16 protein-coding genes are annotated in these 21,147 nt (G+C 65.7%); 7 read left to right on the forward strand and 9 right to left on the reverse strand.

Features of this window, described 5'->3' with window-relative positions:
• Nucleotides 1-37: 37 nt before the first annotated feature.
• The gene (locus DFR67_RS07495; protein WP_110468849.1) at nt 38-1,315 is read left to right on the forward strand and encodes a lysine N(6)-hydroxylase/L-ornithine N(5)-oxygenase family protein; all 1,278 of its coding nucleotides are present in this window, start codon (nt 38-40) and stop codon (nt 1,313-1,315) included.
• 6 nt (nt 1,316-1,321) lie between these two features.
• On the opposite strand, the gene DFR67_RS07500 is transcribed toward DFR67_RS07495, so the two are convergent.
• From DFR67_RS07500 to DFR67_RS07515, 4 genes are all read right to left on the reverse strand, one after another.
• Nucleotides 1,322-1,672 (reverse strand): DUF2200 domain-containing protein, encoded by a 351-nt coding sequence (locus tag DFR67_RS07500; RefSeq protein WP_110468851.1) that lies wholly within the window; start codon nt 1,670-1,672, stop codon nt 1,322-1,324.
• 69 nt (nt 1,673-1,741) lie between these two features.
• On the reverse strand, nt 1,742-3,406 hold the full coding sequence (locus tag DFR67_RS07505) for a thiamine pyrophosphate-binding protein (protein WP_110468853.1): 1,665 nt from the start codon (nt 3,404-3,406) through the stop codon (nt 1,742-1,744).
• Nucleotides 3,403-4,221 carry a cyclase family protein gene (locus tag DFR67_RS07510; RefSeq protein WP_110468855.1) on the reverse strand — a complete coding sequence of 273 codons (819 nt, stop codon included), beginning with the start codon at nt 4,219-4,221 and terminating at the stop codon, nt 3,403-3,405. Before DFR67_RS07510 ends, DFR67_RS07505 begins: the two co-directional genes overlap by 4 nt.
• Before the next feature lie 74 nt (nt 4,222-4,295).
• Nucleotides 4,296-5,678, reverse strand: coding sequence for a WS/DGAT/MGAT family O-acyltransferase (locus DFR67_RS07515; RefSeq protein ID WP_110468857.1), 1,383 nt, complete (start codon nt 5,676-5,678; stop codon nt 4,296-4,298).
• 166 nt (nt 5,679-5,844) lie between these two features.
• On the opposite strand from DFR67_RS07515, the gene DFR67_RS07520 reads away from it, so the two are divergent.
• Complete coding sequence (locus tag DFR67_RS07520; RefSeq protein ID WP_245937806.1) at nt 5,845-6,786, forward strand: TIGR03557 family F420-dependent LLM class oxidoreductase; 942 nt, start codon at nt 5,845-5,847, stop codon at nt 6,784-6,786.
• Nucleotides 6,787-6,886: 100 nt separating this feature from the next.
• On the opposite strand, the gene DFR67_RS07525 is transcribed toward DFR67_RS07520, so the two are convergent.
• The gene (locus DFR67_RS07525; RefSeq protein ID WP_110468860.1) at nt 6,887-7,324 is read right to left on the reverse strand and encodes a DUF4259 domain-containing protein; all 438 of its coding nucleotides are present in this window, start codon (nt 7,322-7,324) and stop codon (nt 6,887-6,889) included.
• A 175-nt stretch (nt 7,325-7,499) separates the two neighbouring features.
• On the opposite strand from DFR67_RS07525, the gene DFR67_RS07530 reads away from it, so the two are divergent.
• Complete coding sequence (locus tag DFR67_RS07530; RefSeq protein ID WP_425451256.1) at nt 7,500-9,044, forward strand: phytoene desaturase family protein; 1,545 nt, start codon at nt 7,500-7,502, stop codon at nt 9,042-9,044.
• An 8-nt stretch (nt 9,045-9,052) separates the two neighbouring features.
• Here DFR67_RS07530 and DFR67_RS07535 read toward each other — a convergent pair whose 3' ends face one another.
• Nucleotides 9,053-9,850 carry an SDR family oxidoreductase gene (locus DFR67_RS07535; protein ID WP_110468861.1) on the reverse strand — a complete coding sequence of 266 codons (798 nt, stop codon included), beginning with the start codon at nt 9,848-9,850 and terminating at the stop codon, nt 9,053-9,055.
• Between the two features lie 159 nt (nt 9,851-10,009).
• Here DFR67_RS07535 and dprE1 point away from each other — a divergent pair, with 159 nt between their 5' ends.
• The 3 genes from dprE1 to DFR67_RS07550 are packed head-to-tail and all read left to right on the forward strand — an operon-like array spanning nt 10,010 to nt 14,115.
• Nucleotides 10,010-11,431 (forward strand): decaprenylphosphoryl-beta-D-ribose oxidase, encoded by a 1,422-nt coding sequence (gene dprE1 / locus DFR67_RS07540; RefSeq protein ID WP_110468862.1) that lies wholly within the window; start codon nt 10,010-10,012, stop codon nt 11,429-11,431.
• A gap of 32 nt (nt 11,432-11,463) precedes the next feature.
• Nucleotides 11,464-12,225, forward strand: a complete 762-nt coding sequence (gene dprE2 / locus DFR67_RS07545) for a decaprenylphospho-beta-D-erythro-pentofuranosid-2-ulose 2-reductase (protein WP_084836400.1) — start codon at nt 11,464-11,466, stop codon at nt 12,223-12,225.
• A gap of 3 nt (nt 12,226-12,228) precedes the next feature.
• Entirely contained in the window at nt 12,229-14,115 is a 1,887-nt protein-coding gene (locus DFR67_RS07550) for a galactan 5-O-arabinofuranosyltransferase (protein ID WP_110468864.1), read from the forward strand.
• Between the two features lie 251 nt (nt 14,116-14,366).
• Here DFR67_RS07550 and DFR67_RS07555 read toward each other — a convergent pair whose 3' ends face one another.
• The 3 genes from DFR67_RS07555 to aroQ all read right to left on the reverse strand — a co-directional run bounded on the left by DFR67_RS07555 (nt 14,367) and on the right by aroQ (nt 17,655).
• Nucleotides 14,367-15,950: a hypothetical protein gene (locus DFR67_RS07555; protein WP_110468865.1), complete on the reverse strand. Its 1,584-nt coding sequence runs from the start codon at nt 15,948-15,950 to the stop codon at nt 14,367-14,369.
• Nucleotides 15,947-16,888, reverse strand: coding sequence for a phosphatase PAP2 family protein (locus DFR67_RS07560; RefSeq protein WP_110468867.1), 942 nt, complete (start codon nt 16,886-16,888; stop codon nt 15,947-15,949). Before DFR67_RS07560 ends, DFR67_RS07555 begins: the two co-directional genes overlap by 4 nt.
• 308 nt (nt 16,889-17,196) lie before the next feature.
• On the reverse strand, nt 17,197-17,655 hold the full coding sequence (aroQ, locus tag DFR67_RS07565) for a type II 3-dehydroquinate dehydratase (RefSeq protein ID WP_110468868.1): 459 nt from the start codon (nt 17,653-17,655) through the stop codon (nt 17,197-17,199).
• Nucleotides 17,656-17,678: 23 nt separating this feature from the next.
• Here aroQ and DFR67_RS07570 point away from each other — a divergent pair, with 23 nt between their 5' ends.
• Nucleotides 17,679-21,053 carry an arabinosyltransferase domain-containing protein gene (locus tag DFR67_RS07570; protein ID WP_425451257.1) on the forward strand — a complete coding sequence of 1,125 codons (3,375 nt, stop codon included), beginning with the start codon at nt 17,679-17,681 and terminating at the stop codon, nt 21,051-21,053.
• Nucleotides 21,054-21,147 lie beyond the last annotated feature (94 nt).

Genomic DNA, 21,147 nt, shown 5'->3' on the forward strand with positions numbered 1-21,147 from the left:
CGCAGACCCACTCGCCTCCCATGAAGGGCTGATCGGCATGTCGCACGACACTTCCACCGTAGACCTCGTCGGGATCGGTTTCGGCCCAAGCAATCTGGCCCTGGCCATCACCGTCTCCGAGCACAACGAGACCCACCCCGGACTTCCGCTCAGCGCCCACTTCTATGACAACAAGGATTCCTTCGCCTGGCATCCGGACATGCTGATCCCGGGAGCGCAGATGCAGGTGGCCTTCCTCAAAGACCTGGTCACCCTGCGGAATCCGCAGAGCCGTTTCACCTTCATCAACTATCTGTGCACGCGGGGCCGGCTGGTCGACTTCATCAACCATCAGACATTCTTTCCCTCGCGCGCCGAGTTCTCCGACTACCTGGGATGGGCCGCGGGACAGGTCGAGGACAAGGTCACCTACAACACCTCGGTCACCCGGATCGAAGCAGACGGTGACGAGTTCCTGGTCCACATCGAGGATCAGGACGGGGCGGCCGGCACCGTCCGCGCACGCAACGTGGTGGTCGGCGGCGGGATCACCCCCGCGCTACCCGCACATGTCTCACCGTCCGTTCGCCAGTGGCACAGCTACGGCCTACTCGGGAGGCTCGACGAACTTCCCGACCTGGTCCACCAGCGATTTGTGGTCGTCGGCGCAGGGCAGAGCGCCGCCGAGATCACGACGTACCTCCACGACACCTATCCCCAGGCGCACGTGCACGCGGTCTTCGGCAAGTACGGGTACACCCCAGCCGACGACAGCCCCTACGCGAACCGGGTGTTCGACCCCGATGCGGTCGACGACTTCCACGAGGCCCCCGTCGAGGTACGCGAGCGGTTGCTGGACTACCACCGCAGCACCAACTACTCCGCCGTGGACTCCGAGGTCATCGCCGAGCTGTACGCGCGGGAATACCAGGAGAAGGTGCATGGCAATCGCCGACTGTTCATCCACGGCGCCTCACGTCTCGATGCGGAGAAGACCGAGGAGACCAGCGATGGTGTGCGGGTGAGGATCGACCACCTGCCCACCACCACAACCCAGACCGCCACCGCAGACGCGGTGGTGTACGCCACCGGGTTTCGTTCGATCGACCTACGCGAGCTGCTGGCCGAGCCCGAGAAGGAATTCTGCTTCGACGACTCCGGGCTGCCCCAGGTCTCGCGGGACTACCGCATCCGGCGGCCCACCGACCGACAAGGCAACGTGTACCTCAACGGCGGCGTGGAACACTCCCATGGACTCACCGCGACGCTGCTGTCGAACATCGCTGTGAGATCGGCCGACATCGTCGATTCGATCGTCGGCAACATCACGGATTGAACTGCGTCACTCCCGCAGGATCGAGCTCATCTTCTTGCCCCTGGCAACCTCGTCGACGAGCTTGTCCATGTACCGGATCTTCTGCATCAGTGGGTCCTCGATCTCCTCGACGCGATGTCCGCAGATCACGCCGGTGATGCGTTCGGCGTTCGGGTTGAAGGCGGGTGCCTGCGCGAAGAACGTCTGCAGATCGGTCTCGTCCTCGATCACCTGCCGGAGGCCGGCGGGGTCGTACCCGGTAAGCCAGCAGATGACCTGATCGACTTCGTCGCTGGTGTGGTCTTTTCGCTCTGCCTTGGCCACGTAGTGCGGATAGATGCTGGCGAAGCTCGTGGTGAAGATGCGATGCCCTGCCATTGAAGCTCCTCGGGGTCGGTTGGCGTCCATCCTGCCAGGTCGATATCCGCCCAGACGCTCTGCGCCGCGTCAGTGCCCCGCGAACGCCTCCGCCAGCCACCACGACCCGCCGTCGTCGGCGATCTTGGCGTCGATCACCAGCGGCCGCGCAGCACCGGATGCGTAGCCGTCGACCCACGCACGTACCGCATCCAGGTCTCCAATGGTACGAACAGTGACACCCTGGGCACCGAACCCCTCTGCAACAGCGGCGATGTCGTTGTCCGGGAAGGTCACGGTGGTGTCGTCTCCGCCGACGAAGTGGTGCACCTCGGCCCCGTACGCCGAGTCGTTGTAGACGATCATCACCAGTGGCAAACCGAGCCGTACCGCGGTCTCGAGTTCTGAGATGCTCATCAGGAATCCGCCGTCGCCTGTTCCGAGCACCGGTAGCCGATCAGGTTGCGCGAGAGCAGCACCGATAGCGGTGTACAGGCCGAGGCCGATCGACTGATAGGCCTGCGTGAAGCAGAAACCGTTTTCGTCGGGCACCGAGAGGTGGGTCGATGGATAGCCCATGAAATTGCCGGAGTCGATCGCCACCACTCGGTCGGCAGGCAATATCTCGTCGAGCGCGATCGACAGCGTGCGGGGATCGATGTGTTCGTCGGTGGAGATGTCGTCGACCGGAACATCGCGCCAGCGCGATGATTCCGCGATCCGTGTACGTACCTCATCGGTCCGGTACCTCGTGCGGCCCTGCGGCCCACGGCGCCGGCACTCGTCGAGCACATCAGCAGCCGTCAGCCCACAATCGCCCACCACCCCGAGCGCCACCGAACGGTGTGCACCGATCCCATCCACCTCGTCATCGATCTGCACCACCCGGGTGTCGGCGCCGATCAGCTTGCCGTGGCGCATGGTCCACTGATTGAGCGCACATCCCCAGCCGACGATCAGGTCGGCGCCGGAGATCAGCTCGGCGGTGGTGGGCGAGGAGAACCCACCAGAGATACCGAGGTTGAACGGGTCGGCGGCGAACAGTCCGTTCGCCACCGCGGAGGTTGCCACCAATGCACCTGTCGCCACGGCGAGTTCGGAGATCGCCGAGCCGGCGGCACGCGCCCCCCGCCCGGCAACGAACACCGGCCGCCGAGACGACGAGATCTCATCGACCAATGCGCTCACCGCCTCTGCCGATGCGCGCACCTTCGGTGGCTCGAACGACGCCACCACCGGCCCGTCCACCGACGCCGCCATCGCAGCCACGTCGATGGCCACATTGAGGACCACGGTGCGCCGCGCGGTGACAGCGGTGCGGTAGGCACGCGTGACGTCGGCGACCACGGTGTCGGCCGAGTACACCCGGTCACTCACCGCGCCGACGCTCCTCGTGAGCGCTTCCTGGTCGATGCGAAAGTTGGAACGCAGCGCCGCGGCCGGGCTGTCGGCCGTGAGGACGATCATCGGGGTCCGACTCTTCGCGGCCTCGGTGATGCCGGTCATCGCGTTGGTGAGCCCGCAACCTTGATGCAACGACACCACTCCGACGCGCGATGACATCCGCGAGTAGGCATCGGCCATCGTCGCGGCACCGCCCTCGTGGCGGGCCGCCGTGAACGCGACCCCGCCCGCGCGCAGCGCATTGGTCATCACGAAGTTGCCACTGCCGACCACGCCGAAACAGTGACCGGCCCCGAGGTCGGCGAGGACTCGGCCGACGACGTCGGCGACAGTGGGTCCGTAGGCGCTCACGCCCCGGCCTGGCCGACGCCGATCTCCTCCGGCGCAGCGTTGTCGACGACAGCGAGCACGCGAGACGGACTGCCCGTACCGCCGACGATGGGCAGCGGGCTCACCACGATCATCGCGCCGGTGGCCGGCAAGCGACCCAGGTTACGCAGTGAGGTGAGGCCGTACTTGTCGTTGCCGAGGAAGTAGTTGTGCACCGGGAAGGCAGGATCGAAGCCGCCGGCGAGCCCGGCGTCGACGCCGACGGTCTCCACACCGAGACCGGTGATGTCGCGCTCGCCCGCCAGCCACTCGGCGCAGTCGACAGCGACACCCGGGGTGTGCGAGCCGGTGTCGTCGATACCCAGGAACGCGTCCTGCGAATGGCCCCGTGATTCCCATCCGGTACGCAGCAGCAGCCAGGCACCTGCGGCCAGCCGGCCGAACGTGCTCTCCCACTCCTCGACGTCGGCGATGGTGAGGAGGTAGTCGGGATCGCCGGCGACCTTTTCGGTGAGATCGAGAACCGCCGCCGGCCCGATCAGTCGCGACACCGGGATCTGCGAGACGTCGTCGCCGTCTCGACCGGTTATCCAGTGGACCGGCGCGTCGATGTGGGTGCCGATGTGCTCACCGGTGTGGATGTTGTTGTGCCGCCAGAACGGGCCCGGCTCGTTGTAGGCGCTCACCTCTTCGAGGCTGAAGTCGATGAGGTTGACGAACGGCTCAGGCAGCCGCAGGGCCGGGGTGTCGGGGCTGAGCGGTGTGGTCAGGTCGATGACCTCGAGGTCGCCGGAACTCAGAGCGGTGAGGAAGGCAGAGATGGTCGGGGTGGCCATGAGGTCCTCTCGTAGGTACGCGGACGTAGTCGTTCCCATTGTGTCGCCTCCGCGAGGAGGGAATCACATGTGAGCTAGGCGCTGATGTCGCAGAGCTTTTCAAGCTCCTCGAGCGCGGTGTCGAGGTGGGTCAGCAGTCGCTGCAGACTCGGCACCTCTGCGCGTGCACCGGTGAGTCCGAAGTTCACCTTGTCGCCGTTGGTGGCCACCGTGATGTTCAGCGCCTGACCGTCCAGGGCGATCGACGCCGGGTACACGCCGTCGAGTTTGGCGCCGTTCCAGTACATGTCCTTCTGCGGCCCAGGAACATTGGAGATGATGACGTTGAACGGCGGCGGGGTGTACCGGACGAAGCCCGGCAACGTCGACAGCGCCAAGGGGGCTGCGACAACGGCGCCGAAGCCCAGCGCCTGCAACGGACTCAGTTCCCGGATGACCTGTTTGCTCGACCGCGTCGAATCGACGAGCGTCGCCAGTCTGCGCTCGGGGTCGGGCTGATCGGTGGCCAGATTCGCGAGGATCGCAGTCACCGCATTGCCCTCGGACGAATCGCTGTCCTTGGCGTGCATCGACACCGGCATCATCGCGATCAAGGGCTGTTCTGGCAGCGCGTTCTGATCGATGAGGTACGAGCGCAGCGCACCGGCGCACATCGCCATCACCACGTCGTTCATCGTGATGTCGAGCGCGGCCGCAACAGCCTTCAACCGCGTCGCCGACCATTGCTCGGCGGCGAAGCGGCGGGCCCCACCGATCGGCACGTTCAACATGGTGCGCGGCGCCTGGAGCGGCAACTTCAGATTGTGATCGCGCACCGCCCGTATCCCTACGCGGGCGGTCGCGGGGGCGAAGCCGGCCAGCTCGCCGGCGACCTTCCAACCTTCCGACAGGATGCTCCGCGACACCTCGTCGGATGTGGAGTCCAGCTTGGGTCGTCTGACGAACAACTCCGGATCCCAAGGGGCACGGCCAGATCGGGCCTCAGCATCCGGCGACAGCGTCTTTTCCAGCAGCTTCAGCGCGGACACCCCGTCGACCAGTGAGTGGTGGATCTTCGTGTACAGCGCGATGCGTCCATCCGCCAGACCCTCGATCAGGTGCAGCTCCCACATCGGCCGATGCCGATCCAGCATCGCACCGTGATTCGCCGAGACATAACGCAGCAGCTCGCGTACCCGCCCTGGACGCGGCAACACCGTGCGCCGGACGTGGTATTCGAAGTCGACGTCCGAGTCGTAACTCCAGCGGACCGTTCCCATCAAACCCACCGGCGAGGCCGGGCGTTTGCGGAACAGCTTGTGGACCTCGGTCTGCGATTGGAAGGCCGCGAACATCTGCTCACCGAGATCGTCCGAGCCCTCGGCCGGTTCGAAGAGCTGTAGCCCGCCGACGTGCATCGGATGCTCCCGCGACTCGGCCAACAAGAACATTGATTCGGTGATCGGCATATACGGCATGGGCACTCCTGGGGGTTCTCGTCGGTGCAGTGATGCCCGTGTCTCGAAGTAATGTGACACACGTTACAAGCTTTGGGCCCGGGCGTACGGGCGGCGTCGGCAATCACGTGGTTTGGGCAGGCGCCGACGGGGAACTCCGTGGGATATGCGCTTCGGATACACACTGATGACGGAACAAAGCGGGCCCAAAGACCTGGTGCGTTACGCGGTGGCCGGCGAGAAGGCAGGCTTCGACTTCGAGGTCTCGAGCGATCACTACTCGCCCTGGCTGGTCTCGCAGGGCCACGCCCCGTACGCCTGGAGTGTGCTGGGTGCGGTCGCCCACGCCACTGAGCGCGTCGAACTCGCGACGTACGTGACCGCGCCGAGCATCCGGTATCACCCCGCAGTCGTCGCCCAGAAGGCCGCGACCATGCAACTCCTCGCCGACGGACGCTTCATCCTCGGCCTCGGGTCCGGAGAGAATCTGAACGAGCACACCGTGGGTCAGCGGTGGCCTGCCGTGGACGAGCGTCACGACATGCTGGTCGAGGCAGTCCAGATCATCAAGGCCCTGCACGCCGGGGACCTGGTCACCTATGAGGGAGACCATTTTCGCGTCGACTCGTCCCGCATCTGGGATCTGCCCGACGAAGGCATCCCGATCGGTATCGCAGTGTCCGGCGAGAAATCTGTGGAGCAACTCGCGCCGCTGGCCGATCATTTGATCGCCACCGACCCCGAGCAGTCGCTGGTCTCGCACTGGGACGAGGTGCACGACGGCCCGTCGCGCAAGATCGGCCAGATCCCCATCTGCTGGGATCGCTCCAAAGAAGCGGCAATCGCTCGTGCACACGATCAGTTCCGTTGGTTCGCGGGAGGCTGGCGCGTGAACGCCGACCTGCCGACGACCGCATCATTTGCCGGTGCAACGCAGTTCGTTCGCCCTGAAGACGTGGCGTCGTCGATAGCCTGCGGGCCCGATCTCGATGAATTGGCCCACAGCGTCAAGCCGTTCATCGACGCGGGCTTCACCGATGTTGCGCTGGTCCAAATCGGCGGCGACAGCCAAGACGAGTTCTTGGCAGAAGCCGCCGAACCGTTGCTGCAGAAACTACGTGGACTGTGACCGCTGCTACGTAACCCACGCCGCCTCGGCATCTATCACAGAATTATCTCGATCCCTTTTAACCGCCGCCTGAGAGAAACACTTCTGAAGCGCCCGAATATCACGCGCTCAGAGCAACGTGCTCCGGCATCGCCGTACGCAGCTCGAGCTCGTCGAGGACAGCGTCGATGACCGCGAGCGCGTCGTCGAGTACGCCCGCCCTCGACCACAGACCCCACCACTCCGAATGACCAGCCCTGATCCGCGTCAGCGCACGAATCGCCAGCTCAGCGAGGTCGACCGGTACTACGAACTGCTCGATCAGATCTGCACTCGGACCGTAATCGGGCGCCAACAGCGGCCCGCCCGGCAAGCTCGACGCCACCGTGGTCGCAGCAGCGATCGCCGCGAACTCCTCGGCGATGTGATCGTGTTCCAGAACGACCCTCAACGCCGTTCGTACCACGTTGACACGCTCTGCGAAGGAGGAAGTGTTGAACTCCGCGGCCCACGCGGCAGCGTCGTCGTTGTCGAAGGCCCCGATTCCCCAGGTACTCATTCGGCAATCCTCCGATCAGCGTCAATGCAATTCAATAAACACACTACTCGAACACAGAGAATGAACGTTACGTTCATAAATAAACACTGAACAAAACTCTCCGAAACACTCGAAACCGGACAACGTCATCGTCGACACGGTCGATGCGATACGCAGCCGACGATGTGGCGGCATCATGATCACCATGCAGTCCTATGACGACATCGTGATCGGCGCAGGCCACAACGGCTTGACCGCTGCGGCCTATCTGGCGCGGGCGGGACGCAAGGTGCTGGTATTGGAACGATCCGATCACCTCGGGGGCGCGACGGTGTCGGCAAGGCCATTCCCCGGTATGGACGCCAGACTGTCGCGTTACTCGTACCTGGTGTCGCTGATGCCGCGGCAGATCATCACCGATCTCGGCCTCGACATCACGCTGATCCGGCGACGCTACTCGTCGTACACCCCGATCCCCGCAGATCCCACGCGCGGCATCCTCATCGACACCGCCGATGACTCCGCGACCGCGGCGTCGTTTCGGGCGGCAACAGGCTCCGATGCGGACTTCGCTGCGTGGCAACGCTTTTACGGCTCGATGGCGAGCATCGCCGAGGGCGTTTTCCCGACCCTGCTGCGCCCGCTCGTCGATGCCGACGAGATGGCCTCGATCGCCGGAGCCGATCTGGATGCCCTGGATCTGTGGGAAAGGCTGACGACGCAGCCCGCCGGAAAGATCATCGCCGACACCTTCGCCGACGACACCGTGCGCGGAATCGTGGCCACCGACGGCCTGATCGGCACCTTCGCGGACATGCACGAGCCGTCGCTGCGGCAGAACATCTGCCTGCTCTACCACCTCATCGGTGGCGGCACCGGGGACTGGGACGTGCCGGTCGGCGGGATGGGTGCAGTATCCGGGGCGCTGGCCGCCGCCGCCGTGGCAGCGGGTGCCGAGATCCGCACCGGGGTAGAGGTCACGGCCGTCGACCCGGATACCGGTCGCGTCGGATGGCGGGGCGGGGGCGCCACCGCCGACCACATTTTGGCTGCCTGCGCCCCAGCCGTTCTCGACGGACTCCTCGACGAGCCGCTCGGCGCGGACCCCGCGCCGCACGGCGCGCAGCTCAAGATCAACGTGTTGCTGCGCAGACTGCCCCGGCTCCGTGACACGACGACGCCGGCGGGTGCCGCGTTCTCCGGAACCTTCCACATCCACGAGGGTTTCGACGCGCTGGCCCGGGCGTACCGAGAGGCCGCCGGCGGGCAGATCCCGTCCCACCCGCCCAGCGAGATCTACTGCCACACACTTTCCGACCCCAGCATCCTCGGCCCAGAACTCGCCGACATGCACACGCTCACCCTCTTCGGCCTACACATGCCGCCCGGCGTCTTCACCCGGCCAGGGGCCAAGGACGAAGCCGTCGCAGCGACCCTTGCCGCGCTCGATTCGGTACTGGCCGAACCGATCTCCGACGTGATCGCGATCGATGCCACAGGCGCCCCGTGCATCGAGGCGAAGTCACCGCTCGAACTCCAGGACGCCGTCGGACTCCCCGGCGGGAACATCTTCCACCGACCGCTGCAATGGCCATGGGCCGAGACCGACGGTGAGGTCGGCACCTGGGGTGTCGAGACCGGGCACCCGCGACTGTTGATCGCGGGCGCCGGAGCACGGCGAGGCGGCGGGGTCAGCGGCATTCCCGGTTACAACGCGGCCGCTGCCGTGCTCCAGACGTGATCGCCCGCTCAGTGCGGCTCGGCGAGCTTCTTGTTGACCACCCGCGTCAGCCAGGCAGGCGAGAACCGCGACCCGAGTGACATCGCCCGCGTCTGATTGCCGACGGCGTAGTGCACCCGGTGGATGAGTTTGTCGACCTTGCTCTCCTCGACTGCGGCGAGGATCGCGTCGGCCACGTCCTGCGGACCCAACTTGATGCCGAGCGAGTTGGTGGTGCCGGTGGAGACGTTCGCCGTCATCGCGGTCTGGACGAACAGCGGCCACATCGCGACGACCCGGATGCCCTGCGGACCCCACTCGATGTCGAGGGCCTCGGTCAGCCCCCGCACGTAGAACTTCGTGGCGCTGTAACTCGCCAGTTCGGCCTGGCCGTAGATCGCCGATGCAGAGGCGATGTTCACCACGACCGAGCCGGGGGTCGCCTTGAGGTGGCGATATGCGCTGTGGCAGCCGTTGGTGACGCCCTTGATGTTGATGTCGATCTGCTTGTGCTGGGCCGCCAGCGGGATCTCCTCGAAGGCGCCTGCCAGCAGAATCCCCGCATTGTTGATCAAGACGTCGAGTCGACCGCCATGGGACGCGGCGAACTCGTCGAGTCGGGCGGAGAACTCGTCGGCGTCCGTGACGTCGAGATGACCGGTGAGAATCTGCGCGCCGACAGCCTTCACCTCGTCCGCGAGCGTTGCCAGCCCCGCCTCGTCGATGTCGTATGCCCCGATGGAGTAGCCCTTGCGGGCGAAAGTCAAAGCGGTGTGGCGGCCGATTCCGGCGGCGGCTCCGGTGATGAACACAGATCGTGAGGTCATAGCAGGATTCTTACACCGCTCGTTGTCATATCGCGAGTACCCAAGTCGAGCTCCGCTTCGCTTCGTCTCCGCCGAAGGGTCGAGCTCCGCTTCGCTTCGTCTCCGCCAAAGGGTCGAGCTCCGCTTCGCTTCGTCTCCGGACCGGTAGGCTCTGCTCCGATGTCTACCGCTGAATTGCCCATTGAAACCCGCAAGCTCGTCGGCTGGAGCCGCACGACGCCGATCGAGGGTCACGTGCTGGCGACACCCGATGTCGAGGTGATCGCCAAGGCTGTCGCGCAGGTCGCGGACGCAAACGCCGACAAGCCGTCCTACCTTCGCCGGGGCGTCATCGCCCGCGGCCTGGGACGCTCCTACAACGAGTCCGCGCAGAACATCGGCGGTCTGACCGTCGACATGACGCTGCTCAAGCGGATCCACTCGATCGACGACGCCACCGGGGTCGTCGATCTCGACGCCGGCGTCTCCCTCGACGAGCTCATGGCCGTCGCCCTGCCGTTCGGACTCTGGGTACCCGTGCTCCCCGGTACCCGGCAGGTCACCATCGGCGGCGCCATCGCCCACGACATCCACGGCAAGAACCATCACAGCGCCGGCACGTTCGGACAGCATGTGCTCGAGATCACGCTCCTGGTGGCCGACGGGCGCATCCTCACGCTCACCCCCGGCGGCAGCTCGGACGACCCCACAGGCGAGCTCTTCTGGGCGACAATTGCCGGCATCGGCCTGACGGGCATCATCCTGCGGGCCAAAGTCCAGATGAAGCGGACCGAGAGCGCCTACTTCATCGCCGACACCGCCACCACGAACAGCCTCGACGAGACCATCGCACTGCACCTCGAAGACGGCTTCGAAGACGGCTACGAGTACGCCTCGGGCTGGTTCGACTCGATCAGCAAGCCGCCGAAACTCGGCCGCGGCTCCTTCAGCCGCGGCAACCTGGCCCGTCTGGACGAGTTGCCGGCCAAGCTCCGCAAGGATCCGCTGAAGTTCAACGGCAAGCCTCTGGTGACGTTCCCGGACATCTTCCCCAACGGTCTGGCCAACAAGTTCGACTTCTCGATCGTCGGTGAGGCCTACTACCGGATGGGGTCGAACAAGACCGGTCAGGTCAAGAATTTGGCGCAGTTCTACCACATCCTCGACATCTTCGGAGAGTGGAATCGGGCCTACGGACGCACAGGCGGGTTCACGCAGTACCAGTTCATCGTGCCCACCGGCAACGAGGACGAGTTCAAACGGATCATCGCCGATGTCCAGGCGTCCGGGCACGTCAGCTTCCTGAACGTCATCAAACTCTTCGGAGAGGGAAACCAGGCGCCACTGAGCTTCCCGTTCCGGGGTTGGAACGTGTGCCTCGATTTCCCCGTCAAACGCGGACTCGGCGAGTACCTCAACGAGCTCGATCGCAGAGTGATGGCGATGGGTGGACGGCTCTACACCGCCAAGGACTCGCGCACCTCGGCGCAGAACTTCCACGCGATGTACCCGCAGATCGATTCGTGGATAGCCACGCGCCGCAAGATCGACCCCACCGGAGTCTTCATCTCCGACATGGCCCGGCGCCTCGAACTCGCCTGATCCTCCAACTCTCAGTTCAGACAGGAACCTTCATGATCAACGCCGTAGGCGTACCCAAGTCGATCCTCGTGCTCGGCGGCAGCTCCGAAATCGGGCTCGCGATCACCTCCGAGTACCTCAAGAAGGGCCCGATGCGGGTTGTCCTGGCCACCGTGCCCGGCGACCCCGCCGGCGATGCCGCGGTCGAGACGATCAAGGCGGCAGGCGCCTCCTCGGTCGAGCGCATCGACTTCGACGCCCTCGCACCCGACACCCACCCGGCGGTGATCGCGCAGGCATTCGCCGGCGGCGACATCGACGTCGCAATCGTCGCCTTCGGCGTCCAGGGCGTCGACGAAGAGGTGTGGCAGGACCAGCGCAAGGCAGTGTTCACCGCGAACATCAACTACACCGCAGCGGTGTCCGTCGGTGTGCTCCTCGGCGAGAAGATGCGCGAGCAGGGCCACGGTCAGATCATCGCGATGAGTTCGGTCGCCGGCGAGCGTGTGCGCCGCAGCAACTTCGTGTACGGATCCTCCAAGGCCGGCCTCGACGGCTTCTACCTCGGGCTTGGAGAAGCGCTGCGCGAATACAACATCCGCGTTCTCGTCATCCGTCCGGGCATGGTCCGCACCCGGTTGTCCGCGCACGTGAAGGAAGCGCCGCTGACGGTCAATAAAGAAGACGTGGCCAAGCTCGCAGTGGCGTCGGCAGACAAGGGCAAAGAGCTCGTCTGGGCTCCGGGCCCCTTCCGCTTCGTGATGATCATCCTGCGCCACATCCCGCGCCCGATCTTCCGCAAGCTGCCCATCTGATCCATGCCGAAACATCTGTCAGCGCTCGGAAACCTGATCGGCGCGGCCATCGTCGCGCTCGTCGTCGCGGGTGCCGGCCTGGCAGTGATCGCCAGGGTCGATTGGCCCGCGTTCAACTCGTCGAACGTCGAGACGGCGCTGACCACCACCGGACAGGTGGTGGCCATCGCGCTGCTGCTCATCGCAGTGGTGCTCTCGCGGACCGGTAAGGCCGTCTGGGCGATCAAACCCCTGTCGTGGGTGGGTATCTCGGCCTTCGCGGCGGTGACCCTGGCGATGCCGCTCGGCGCGACGAAGCTGTACCTGTTCGGCATCTCCGTCGACCAGCAGTTCCGGACCGAGTACCTCACCCGGCTCACCAACAGTCCGCATCTGGCAGACATGACGTACGCCGACCTGCCGCCGTATTACCCGGCCGGTTGGTTCTGGCTGGGCGGCCGGTACGCGAGTCTCACCGGGCAACCCGGATGGGAAGCATTCAAACCCTGGGCGATCATCTCGATCGCGGTCGCCGCCGCGATCGCGATGGCGCTGTGGCAGCGCATGATCCGTACCGACCGGGCGATCGCAGTCAGCCTGGCGTCCACAGTGCTGACGCTGATGTACGTCAGCCCGGAGCCGTACGCGGCTGTCCTGGTCATCCTCGGCGCACCGATGCTGATCACGATCCTGCACGGTCTGCGCTCGGGAAGTAGGCCGGCGATCGTCGCCGGCGGCCTGTTCCTGGGACTGAGTGCCACCTTCTACACGCTCTACACCGGCCTGTATGCGCTGACGGCCGTGTTGATGGCGGCGTACCTGGCCATGTCCGCATGGTTCGAGCTGTCCAACAAGGCAACCCAGCCATCCGCGATCAGATCCAGACGATGGCGAGCCGTCCTGGTCCACGCTGCTCGACTGGTTGCCATGGCGGTGGTCGCCGGACTTGTCGCCCTCATCGTGTGGGCGCCGTACCTGTGGGCGCGACTGCAGAACAAGCCCGCCTCCGGCGGCACCGCCGAGCACTACCTGCCGAGTTCGGGTGCCGTACTGCCTACGCCGATGCTGCACTGGTCCCTGATCGGTGCCCTGACGATGGTCGGGTTGGTCTGGATCGTCCTGCGGTTCCGCACCCGCACGGTGGCTTTGACTTTCGGAATCACGGTCTTCGCCATCTACCTGTTCTGCCTGCTGTCGATGGCATTGACCGCGATGGGGACCACACTGCTCTCGTTCCGGATGGAACCGGTACTGGTCGTGGTGCTCGGGGTGGCGGGTGTGTACGGCTTCGCCGAACTCGCGGCCGTCGCCGTCCGGCGCTTCGGCGATGTTCGCACGGTTGTCGGTGTATTGGCGGCGGGCGCGGCAATCGCGGTCGCGCAGAGCATTCCGAGTCACCTCGCCGCCGAGATCACCGTCGCTTACACCGACACCGACGGTTACGGCGTGCGCGCCGATCAACGCCCGCCCGGCGCGCAGTCGTATTTCCCGGAGATCAGCGCGGCCATCGGCGAGCAGACCGGCGGTCGCCCGCAGGACGACGTCGTCGTGCTCACCGCGGACTACGGCTTCCTCTCCATCTACCCGTACCTCGGCTTCCAGGGCCTGACGTCGCACTACGCGAATCCGTTGGCAGAGTTCGACAAGCGAGCAGCCACCATCGAGACCTGGTCGCAGGCACAGACCGCCGACAGCCTGATCGAGCAACTCGACGCCGCGCCTTGGCGTCCGCCCACGGTGTTCCTGTTCCGTTACAGCCCAGAAGGTTACGACCTGAGACTGGCCGAAGATGTCTACCCGAACGACCCGAACGTGCGCCGCTACACGGTGACGTTCAATCAGAACGTCTTCGACGATCCGCGCTTCACGGTCACCAACATCGGCCCCTTCGTTCTCGTTGTGAGAAACTAGCCCGCTCGACGGCGGTCAAGGGCACGCTCGACGGCATTATTGGCACGCTCGACGGAACCACCACCGGCTGAACCACCACGGTCGGGTGGCCCCGCGTTGTCTGGACTGATGATGAGCGAGCGCAGCGATGCGAAGAAGAGGGAAGACGACGCGCTGAGGGCCGCCCGACCACGCGAGCGAAGCGAGCAAATTCAACACAGCGCCGGGACCCCTGGCAAGAATGCACACCATCCAGTCGGTGTATATCTGCCTTAGCTGGGCGCACAATCTGGCGGCTGGGCCCCGACCACACCACGTACGGAGAGCAACCCCTCCAGGATGTATTGGCCGGGTAGCGGGGCCTGCAGGGTGATCCAGTTGTCCGGGGTGGTCTGGATGCAGGCGTAGAGGTTCTCGTCGATGGTGCTGCGGGCGACGAGGTACTTGTTGTGGCGCAACTGAACTGGATGGATCTTGGTGTCCGGGACGTCGAGGACCATCTTCGCGGGCGACGACTCCACCACGGTGAGCGGCGCGGGCACGATCGGTTGTGGATCGTCGACCTTGTAGAGCTCCCACTTGTCGTTGCCCCAGATCCGCTCCAGGTAGGGCAGGTCCGACTCGACCAGCGCCGCTTCGGCCTTCATCTGCCGCAGCGGATCGGCGGACACCGCCACGAAGGCCACCGCGTTCTCCGCGAGCCAGAGCCGGTACGACTGCGGTGTGAGTGCGTTCTCGTCGTAGAAGATCGGGTTGAACCGGGAGTCAGACTGGTTTTCCCAGCCGCGCGCCAGATTGATGGTCATGCCGAGTTTGTGTGAGCCCGCGTGTGTTTGGGCGTCGACGAGTTCTACCCGATGGTTGGCGATGTTCGGCTGGGCGACCAACTGTGAGCGCAAGGGGGTGTAGGACGTGTCGCTCTCGCCGGAGTCGGCGCCGACAACCTGATCCGCGGTCGCCACGAACGTGGCGTAGATGAGTGCGGGCGCAAGCGCTATCGCCAAGAACTTGAGGGACTTCGGTGAGTAATACAGGCACAGGCACGGCAGCACGAGGGCGAAGAACCGGCTGAGGTTGGAGCCGATCCCGGTCGGTACCAGGAACATGATGATGGCGACCGCGGTCGCCAGGGGGACGATCCAGCGCGCCGGGGGGACAGTCAGTGCGAGCCCGGTGCCGACGGCGATCGCGGCGACCCAGAACAGTGTCGTCGCCGGAAATCCCTGTGAACCCGGATTGCCGAACATCAGGAACGGGACCCCAACGCCCAGCGCCGCACCACCGAGCACCCACCAGGCCCGCCGGGCCGCGTCGTCGCGGCCGACCGCGAACGGGAGCACAGCCAAACCGACGAAGGCAGGCGCGAGCGGGCTCGCCAGACCTGCGACGAGCAGTCCGATGACGGTCAGCGATCGGTAGCCCTTCTTGAACGCGACGATCGCCGCCAGTGCGATGGCTCCGCCGACCGCGAAAGCCACCCGCCCGGACAGCATGTTCAGCACTGCGGCCAGCGTGATCGCCCAGACCAGCACGGTGGGATGCGTGGCCCCCTTGGACAGGGGGAAGGCGAGCAAGGCGATCGCAGCGGTCGCCAGGCAGAGCAGCAACAGCGAACCGGTGAAGGTCGACAGGGCCGGAACGATCAGCGAATAGCTGCCCGGTGAGACGCCGCCGTACCAGCCGAACCAGTAACCCAGCCCGACACCGGACCGAGCGGCTTCCTCCCGCGCGATCGCTGCCTGCAGGTCACCGACGGTGGGATGGGTGAGAAACAACGCCACGATGGCGATCAGCGCGACCCCAAGCGGAAGCAGGCCCCGCCAGCGGATCGCCGGCAGGGCCACCGAGAGGCTCATCCGATCGGGACTCCCGCCCCGGCCGGCGCATTCGCAGATCTACCGCGCCACCATCGCAGAAGTGTGGGGGCGTAGACGATCGCGGCGGCGACGGCGAGCAGCGCGACCCCGGCGACGACATCCAAGATGAAGTGGTTGCCCGACCCCATGACCACGAAGTACGTGGTGAACGGGTAGATCAGGCCCAAGATGCGCAGCCATTGCCATTTGGCGAGGAAGAACAGCACCAGTCCGCACCAGGTCGCCCAGGCGCAGTGCAGCGACGGCATCGCTGCGAACTGGTTGGAGATGGCATCGCTGCCCGGGGCGCCGGATTCCGGCCACCAGCCCCAGGACGAGGTCTGCGCCATCACGTCGACGAACCCCTCACCGGGCAGGAGCCGCGGGGGCGCGGTGGGCATGAAGTAGAAACCGAACAGGGCGAGCCCGGTGCAGAGCACCAAGGTGCCGCTGACCTTGCGGTAGTAGTCCTTGCGGCGGAAGAGCAGCCAGATCAGCACGGCGGGCGTGACGAGGAAGTGCAGCGTCGCGTACTGCAGGGCGACGATGTTGGCGAGCCACGACGTCGTGTGGACCAGTTCGTTCAGTGGTCGCTCGAGCGCGAAATGCCAGGCGTCCTCGAGGCGGAGAATGTCATAGGCGTTGCGGTAGGCCTGGTCGGCAACTTCGCCGACACTGTTGCGGATGACCGAATACACGGCGTAGAGGGCGCCCAGGAGCAGCACCTCCACCCACCAGCGGGGGCGCGCCAGATACCGGTTGATCTTGGTGACAACGGCGCGGAACCCGGTTTGCTTCAGCTCGGATTCGAACGCTTCGAGTTCGTGGGGGTCGAGGTCCGGCGCGACCAGGTCTATCTCGCCCGAGTCGACCCGGCCCGGCGGGGCCGCGGGGCCCTGGGGTTCGACGAAGGTGCGGCGGCTATCACGGGGCGCCATACAAGACCTCCCGCATATATCCTCCAACCGCTGACCGACTCCTACGCCCCGACCCGCCTTTCGGGGATCGAATGCGAAACTACCGCGCGCAGATAACGGCCCCGACACATCACGTTCACCAATCGACGCCTCGGTGGACGCATTGGTTCTGGTGGAGCATAACCGAGGGGGCTTCAGATCCCTTCCCGCGTTTCACTGGGCGAGCCGGTGAACTGGGCCGACGCGGGGCCGATCGCGGGCGTTCGGTCCGTTGTGACTTGCGCCGGAGGGTCGATGTGTGACGCTGATCACATATTCAGTCGGACGATCTATTTTACGGGCTCACGAGCGATCAGATCGACGAGATGGCGGACCGCGAATTCGTATCCACGGATCCCGAACCCTGCGATCACGCCGGCCGCGATCCCGGATACGTAGGAGTGACGGCGAAACTCCTCACGGGCATGCACGTTGCTGATGTGCACCTCGATGACAGGCACCTCCGGTACCGACAACGCATCGCGGAGGGCGATCGAGGTGTGCGTCCATGCCCCGGGGTTGATGACGATCCCGGCGACGGTTCCGCGCCCCGCATGGATCCACTCGAGCATCTCGCCCTCATGGTTGGTCTGCCTCGCATCGATCGTCCAGCCGAGTTCGTCGGCGGCCTCGGTGGCCAGCGCCACCGCGTCGTCGAGCGTCGCTGTTCCGTACACCTCCGGCTGACGGACGCCGAGCGTGTTCAGGTTCGGTCCGTTCAGCAGCAGGATGGGCGGCTTGGAGGTCATCGTGCAACTGTATGGCGCCGCGCGTGACCGCGGACCATCGCCACACGCGGCGAGCGATAGCATCTTGCCTTGTGCCTGCTGACGCCACTGACAAAGCGACTGGAACGACCCGGCCGCCATCCGGTGGTGACAGAGTCCGATTTGCGAAGATCGCCGCGATCGTCACCGGCCTGATCGGCCTCTTCCTCGCGCTGGCGACGCCATTGCTGCCCGTCAGCCAGACCACTGCAGAGCTCAATTGGCCTCAGCAGGACAGATTGCAGTCGGTTCTCTCGCCACTGGTCTCCTATGTGCCGGTGGATCTCGAGATCTCCGTTCCGTGCACGGCACTCGATCAATTGACCGCGCCCGGCCAGTCCGTACTGGTCTCGACCCTGCCCAAGGAGGCCGAGAAGGCCGTCGCCCGCGGTCTGTTCGTCCGTAAGTCCGGCCAGGCGACCGATGCGCTCGACCGGCAGTCGGTGGAGGTCGTGGTCCGCAACACGCCGGTCGCGATGGCCACCCTCGCCCAGATGCGGGACCAGCAGTGCCAGCAGATCGTCGTCACGGCCACCGCCACCTCCGTGCGCGCCGAGTTCGTGGGGCTGACCAACGCCGAGGGACAACCCGTTGTCGGCGAGATCACCGATGGTGACCAGCGCCCGCAACTGACCGGTATCTACACAGATCTGACCGGTGCGGCCTCATCCATCCCGGGCCTGGAGGCCCACGCCACGATCGATGACCGCTACAGCACGGCACCCACCGTCTTGAAGTGGCTCGCCATCGCCATCGGCGTGCTGTGCACGATCATCTCGCTCGGTGCGCTCGCGGTCCTCGACGGCACGGACGGACGCAAACATCGCCGGTTCCTGCCCGCGCGCTGGTGGAAGTTCAACGCCCGCGACGCCGTCGTCATCGGAGCCCTGCTGATCTGGCACATCGTCGGACCCAACACCTCGGACGACGGCTACATCCTGACGATGTCCCGGGTGGCCGAACATGCTGATTACACGGCAAACTACTACCGCTGGTACGGCGCCCCCGAGGCACCCTTCGGCTGGTACTACCAGGTGTTCGGTTGGCTGGCGCACGTCACGACGGCCAGCCCGTGGATGCGACTGCCTGCCCTGCTCTGCGGGATCTTGGTGTGGCTCATCATCTCTCACGAGGTACTTCCCCGGCTCGGTCGTGCGGCCACGGTCAACCGCATCGTCCCGTGGACCGCTGCGTTCGTGTTCCTCGCCTCCTGGTTCCCGTTCAACAACGGCCTGCGTCCCGAGCCGATCATCTGCCTCGGTGCGCTGCTGACGTGGTGCTCGGTGGAACGTGCGATCGCCACCGGCCGAACCCTGCCCGCCGCGGTGGCCTGCACCATCGGCGCGTTCAGTCTCGCGGCCGGCCCCACCGGGCTGATGGCCGTCGCAGCGCTCATCGCGGGCGCCCGGCCCATGGTGATGGCACTGATCAAACGGGCCAAGGCGATCGGAGGGGACGCCAAGAGCTACCTCGCCATGCTCGCGCCCGTACTGGCCGCCGGCACGTTTGTGATCTTCGTCGTGTTCTCCGACCTCACCCTTGCCGCCTTCACCCAATCGACGCGCATGAAGTCGGCCCTGGGCCCGTCGCTGCACTGGTACAACGAGATCGACCGGTACTCGGCTCTGTTCGAGTTCTCCGCCAACGGATCGGTCTCCCGGCGCTTCGCCGTACTCGCGATGCTCGTCGGCCTGGTCGTCTCGGGCGCAATGCTGATCCGCAAGAGCCGCATCCCCGGCACCGCACTCGGCCCGTCCCGGCGGATCGTCGGGATCACGTTCGCGTCCCTGATCTTCCTCATGTTCACGCCGACGAAGTGGACCCACCAGTTCGGTGTGTTCGCGGGCCTGGCCGCGGCGCTCGCTGCCATCGCCGCGATCGCGGTCAGCGCAGGGGCGATGCACGCCCGGCGCAACCGGATGCTGTTCATCGCACTGGTCCTGTTCATCACCGGCCTGGCCTTCACCGCTCCGAATGCCTTCTTCTACTACTCCAACTGGGGCATGCCGTGGGGCGCGTTACCGGTCCGCTTCGGGGTCGCCCTGGGCAGCGTTCTGCTGTACCTGTGTGCCGCTGCGCTGCTCGTGGCGTTCTGGTTCCACTTCCGAGAACCCTTCAAGCCCGATACCCCCGCCCAGACCGGCACCACCTCACGGCGCCGCTGGTTCAGCACCCTCGCCACGGCACCGCTGGCCGTCGCGGGTGCGTTCCTCGTCGTGTTCCAGATCGGCACAGCGGTCGGTGCCGGCGTGAAGCAGAGCGGGTCGTTCTCGATCCCCACCTCCAACGTGGCCGCCCTGCAGGGTGACACCTGCGGCATGGCCGAGAAGGTGCTCGTCGAAGCGGACCCGTCCGCCGACATCCTCACGCCCGTCGACGGCAACATCTCGGGCGGTCTCATCGGACCGGCCGAGCCGGGCGCCGACGCCACGGCCACGTCCGGTTTCACCCCGAACGGTCTGCCCCTGACCCTCGATTCGACGGCCAGCGCGGGCAGTCTCGGTGTGCTCGGCGGCAATGTCGCGATCTCACCCGACGTCCTCAATTCCAACGCCGGCGGCACCGGCGGCGGTGAGACCGACCGGGCCGGGATCAACGGCAGTACCGCGAAGCTGCCCTTCGGCCTCGACCCCGCGCTGACACCCGTGCTCGGCAGCTACTCCCAGGACAACCAGTTCCCCGCCTACCTGACCTCGTCCTGGTACCGCTTGCCGCCGAAGGCTGCCGACACTCCCCTGGTGACCATGGCCGTGGCCGGCCAGTTCGACATCGAGAACGTCACGATGGAGTACTCGACCGGTTCGGGGTCGTCGAACGAGGACTTCGAGGTGGCAGGCGAGGTAGACCTGATCGATCCGGGCCCGCGCCCGTCCTGGCGCGATCTACGGACCTACCGCAGTTCGTTCCCCGCAGACACCACGGCGATCCGGATCGTCGCCAAGGACGAGAACCTCGCGCAGGACAGTTTCATCGGTCTCACCCCGCCCAGGTCGCCTCGACTGCAGACCCTGCAGTCGATGGTGGGCAGCACCGATCCCGTCCAGATCGACTGGACCAGCGGCCTGGCATTCCCGTGTCAGCGGCCGTTCGACCACCTCAACGGGGTCGCCGAGATCCCGCAGTGGCGGATCGCACCCGGCGCTGACCTGTCCGCCGCCGTCGGCGCCTGGCAGGACGCATTCGGTGGTGGGCCGCTCGGCTGGATCGAGGTCGCCCTGGACAAGACCACGGTGCCCTCGTACCTCGAAGGTGACATCGGCCGGGATTGGGGCTCACTGGTGCGCTACGAGCCCTACGGCGAGCCCGCAGAGGTGGCAGAACTCGACCTCGGTGAGGCCACCCGGTCGGGCCTGTGGAGTCCGGCGCCGATCCGGTACTGAGTTCACGCGCGTTCACCTGGGCTGTTGCAGTGAACAGAGCGTGCGATCGGCCGGTCGCTCGGGGCAGGTTAGGTCTCTCAGGTCTGTGCAATAC

This window comes from Williamsia limnetica, assembly GCF_003217475.1.
GTDB lineage: Bacteria > Actinomycetota > Actinomycetes > Mycobacteriales > Mycobacteriaceae > Williamsia > Williamsia limnetica.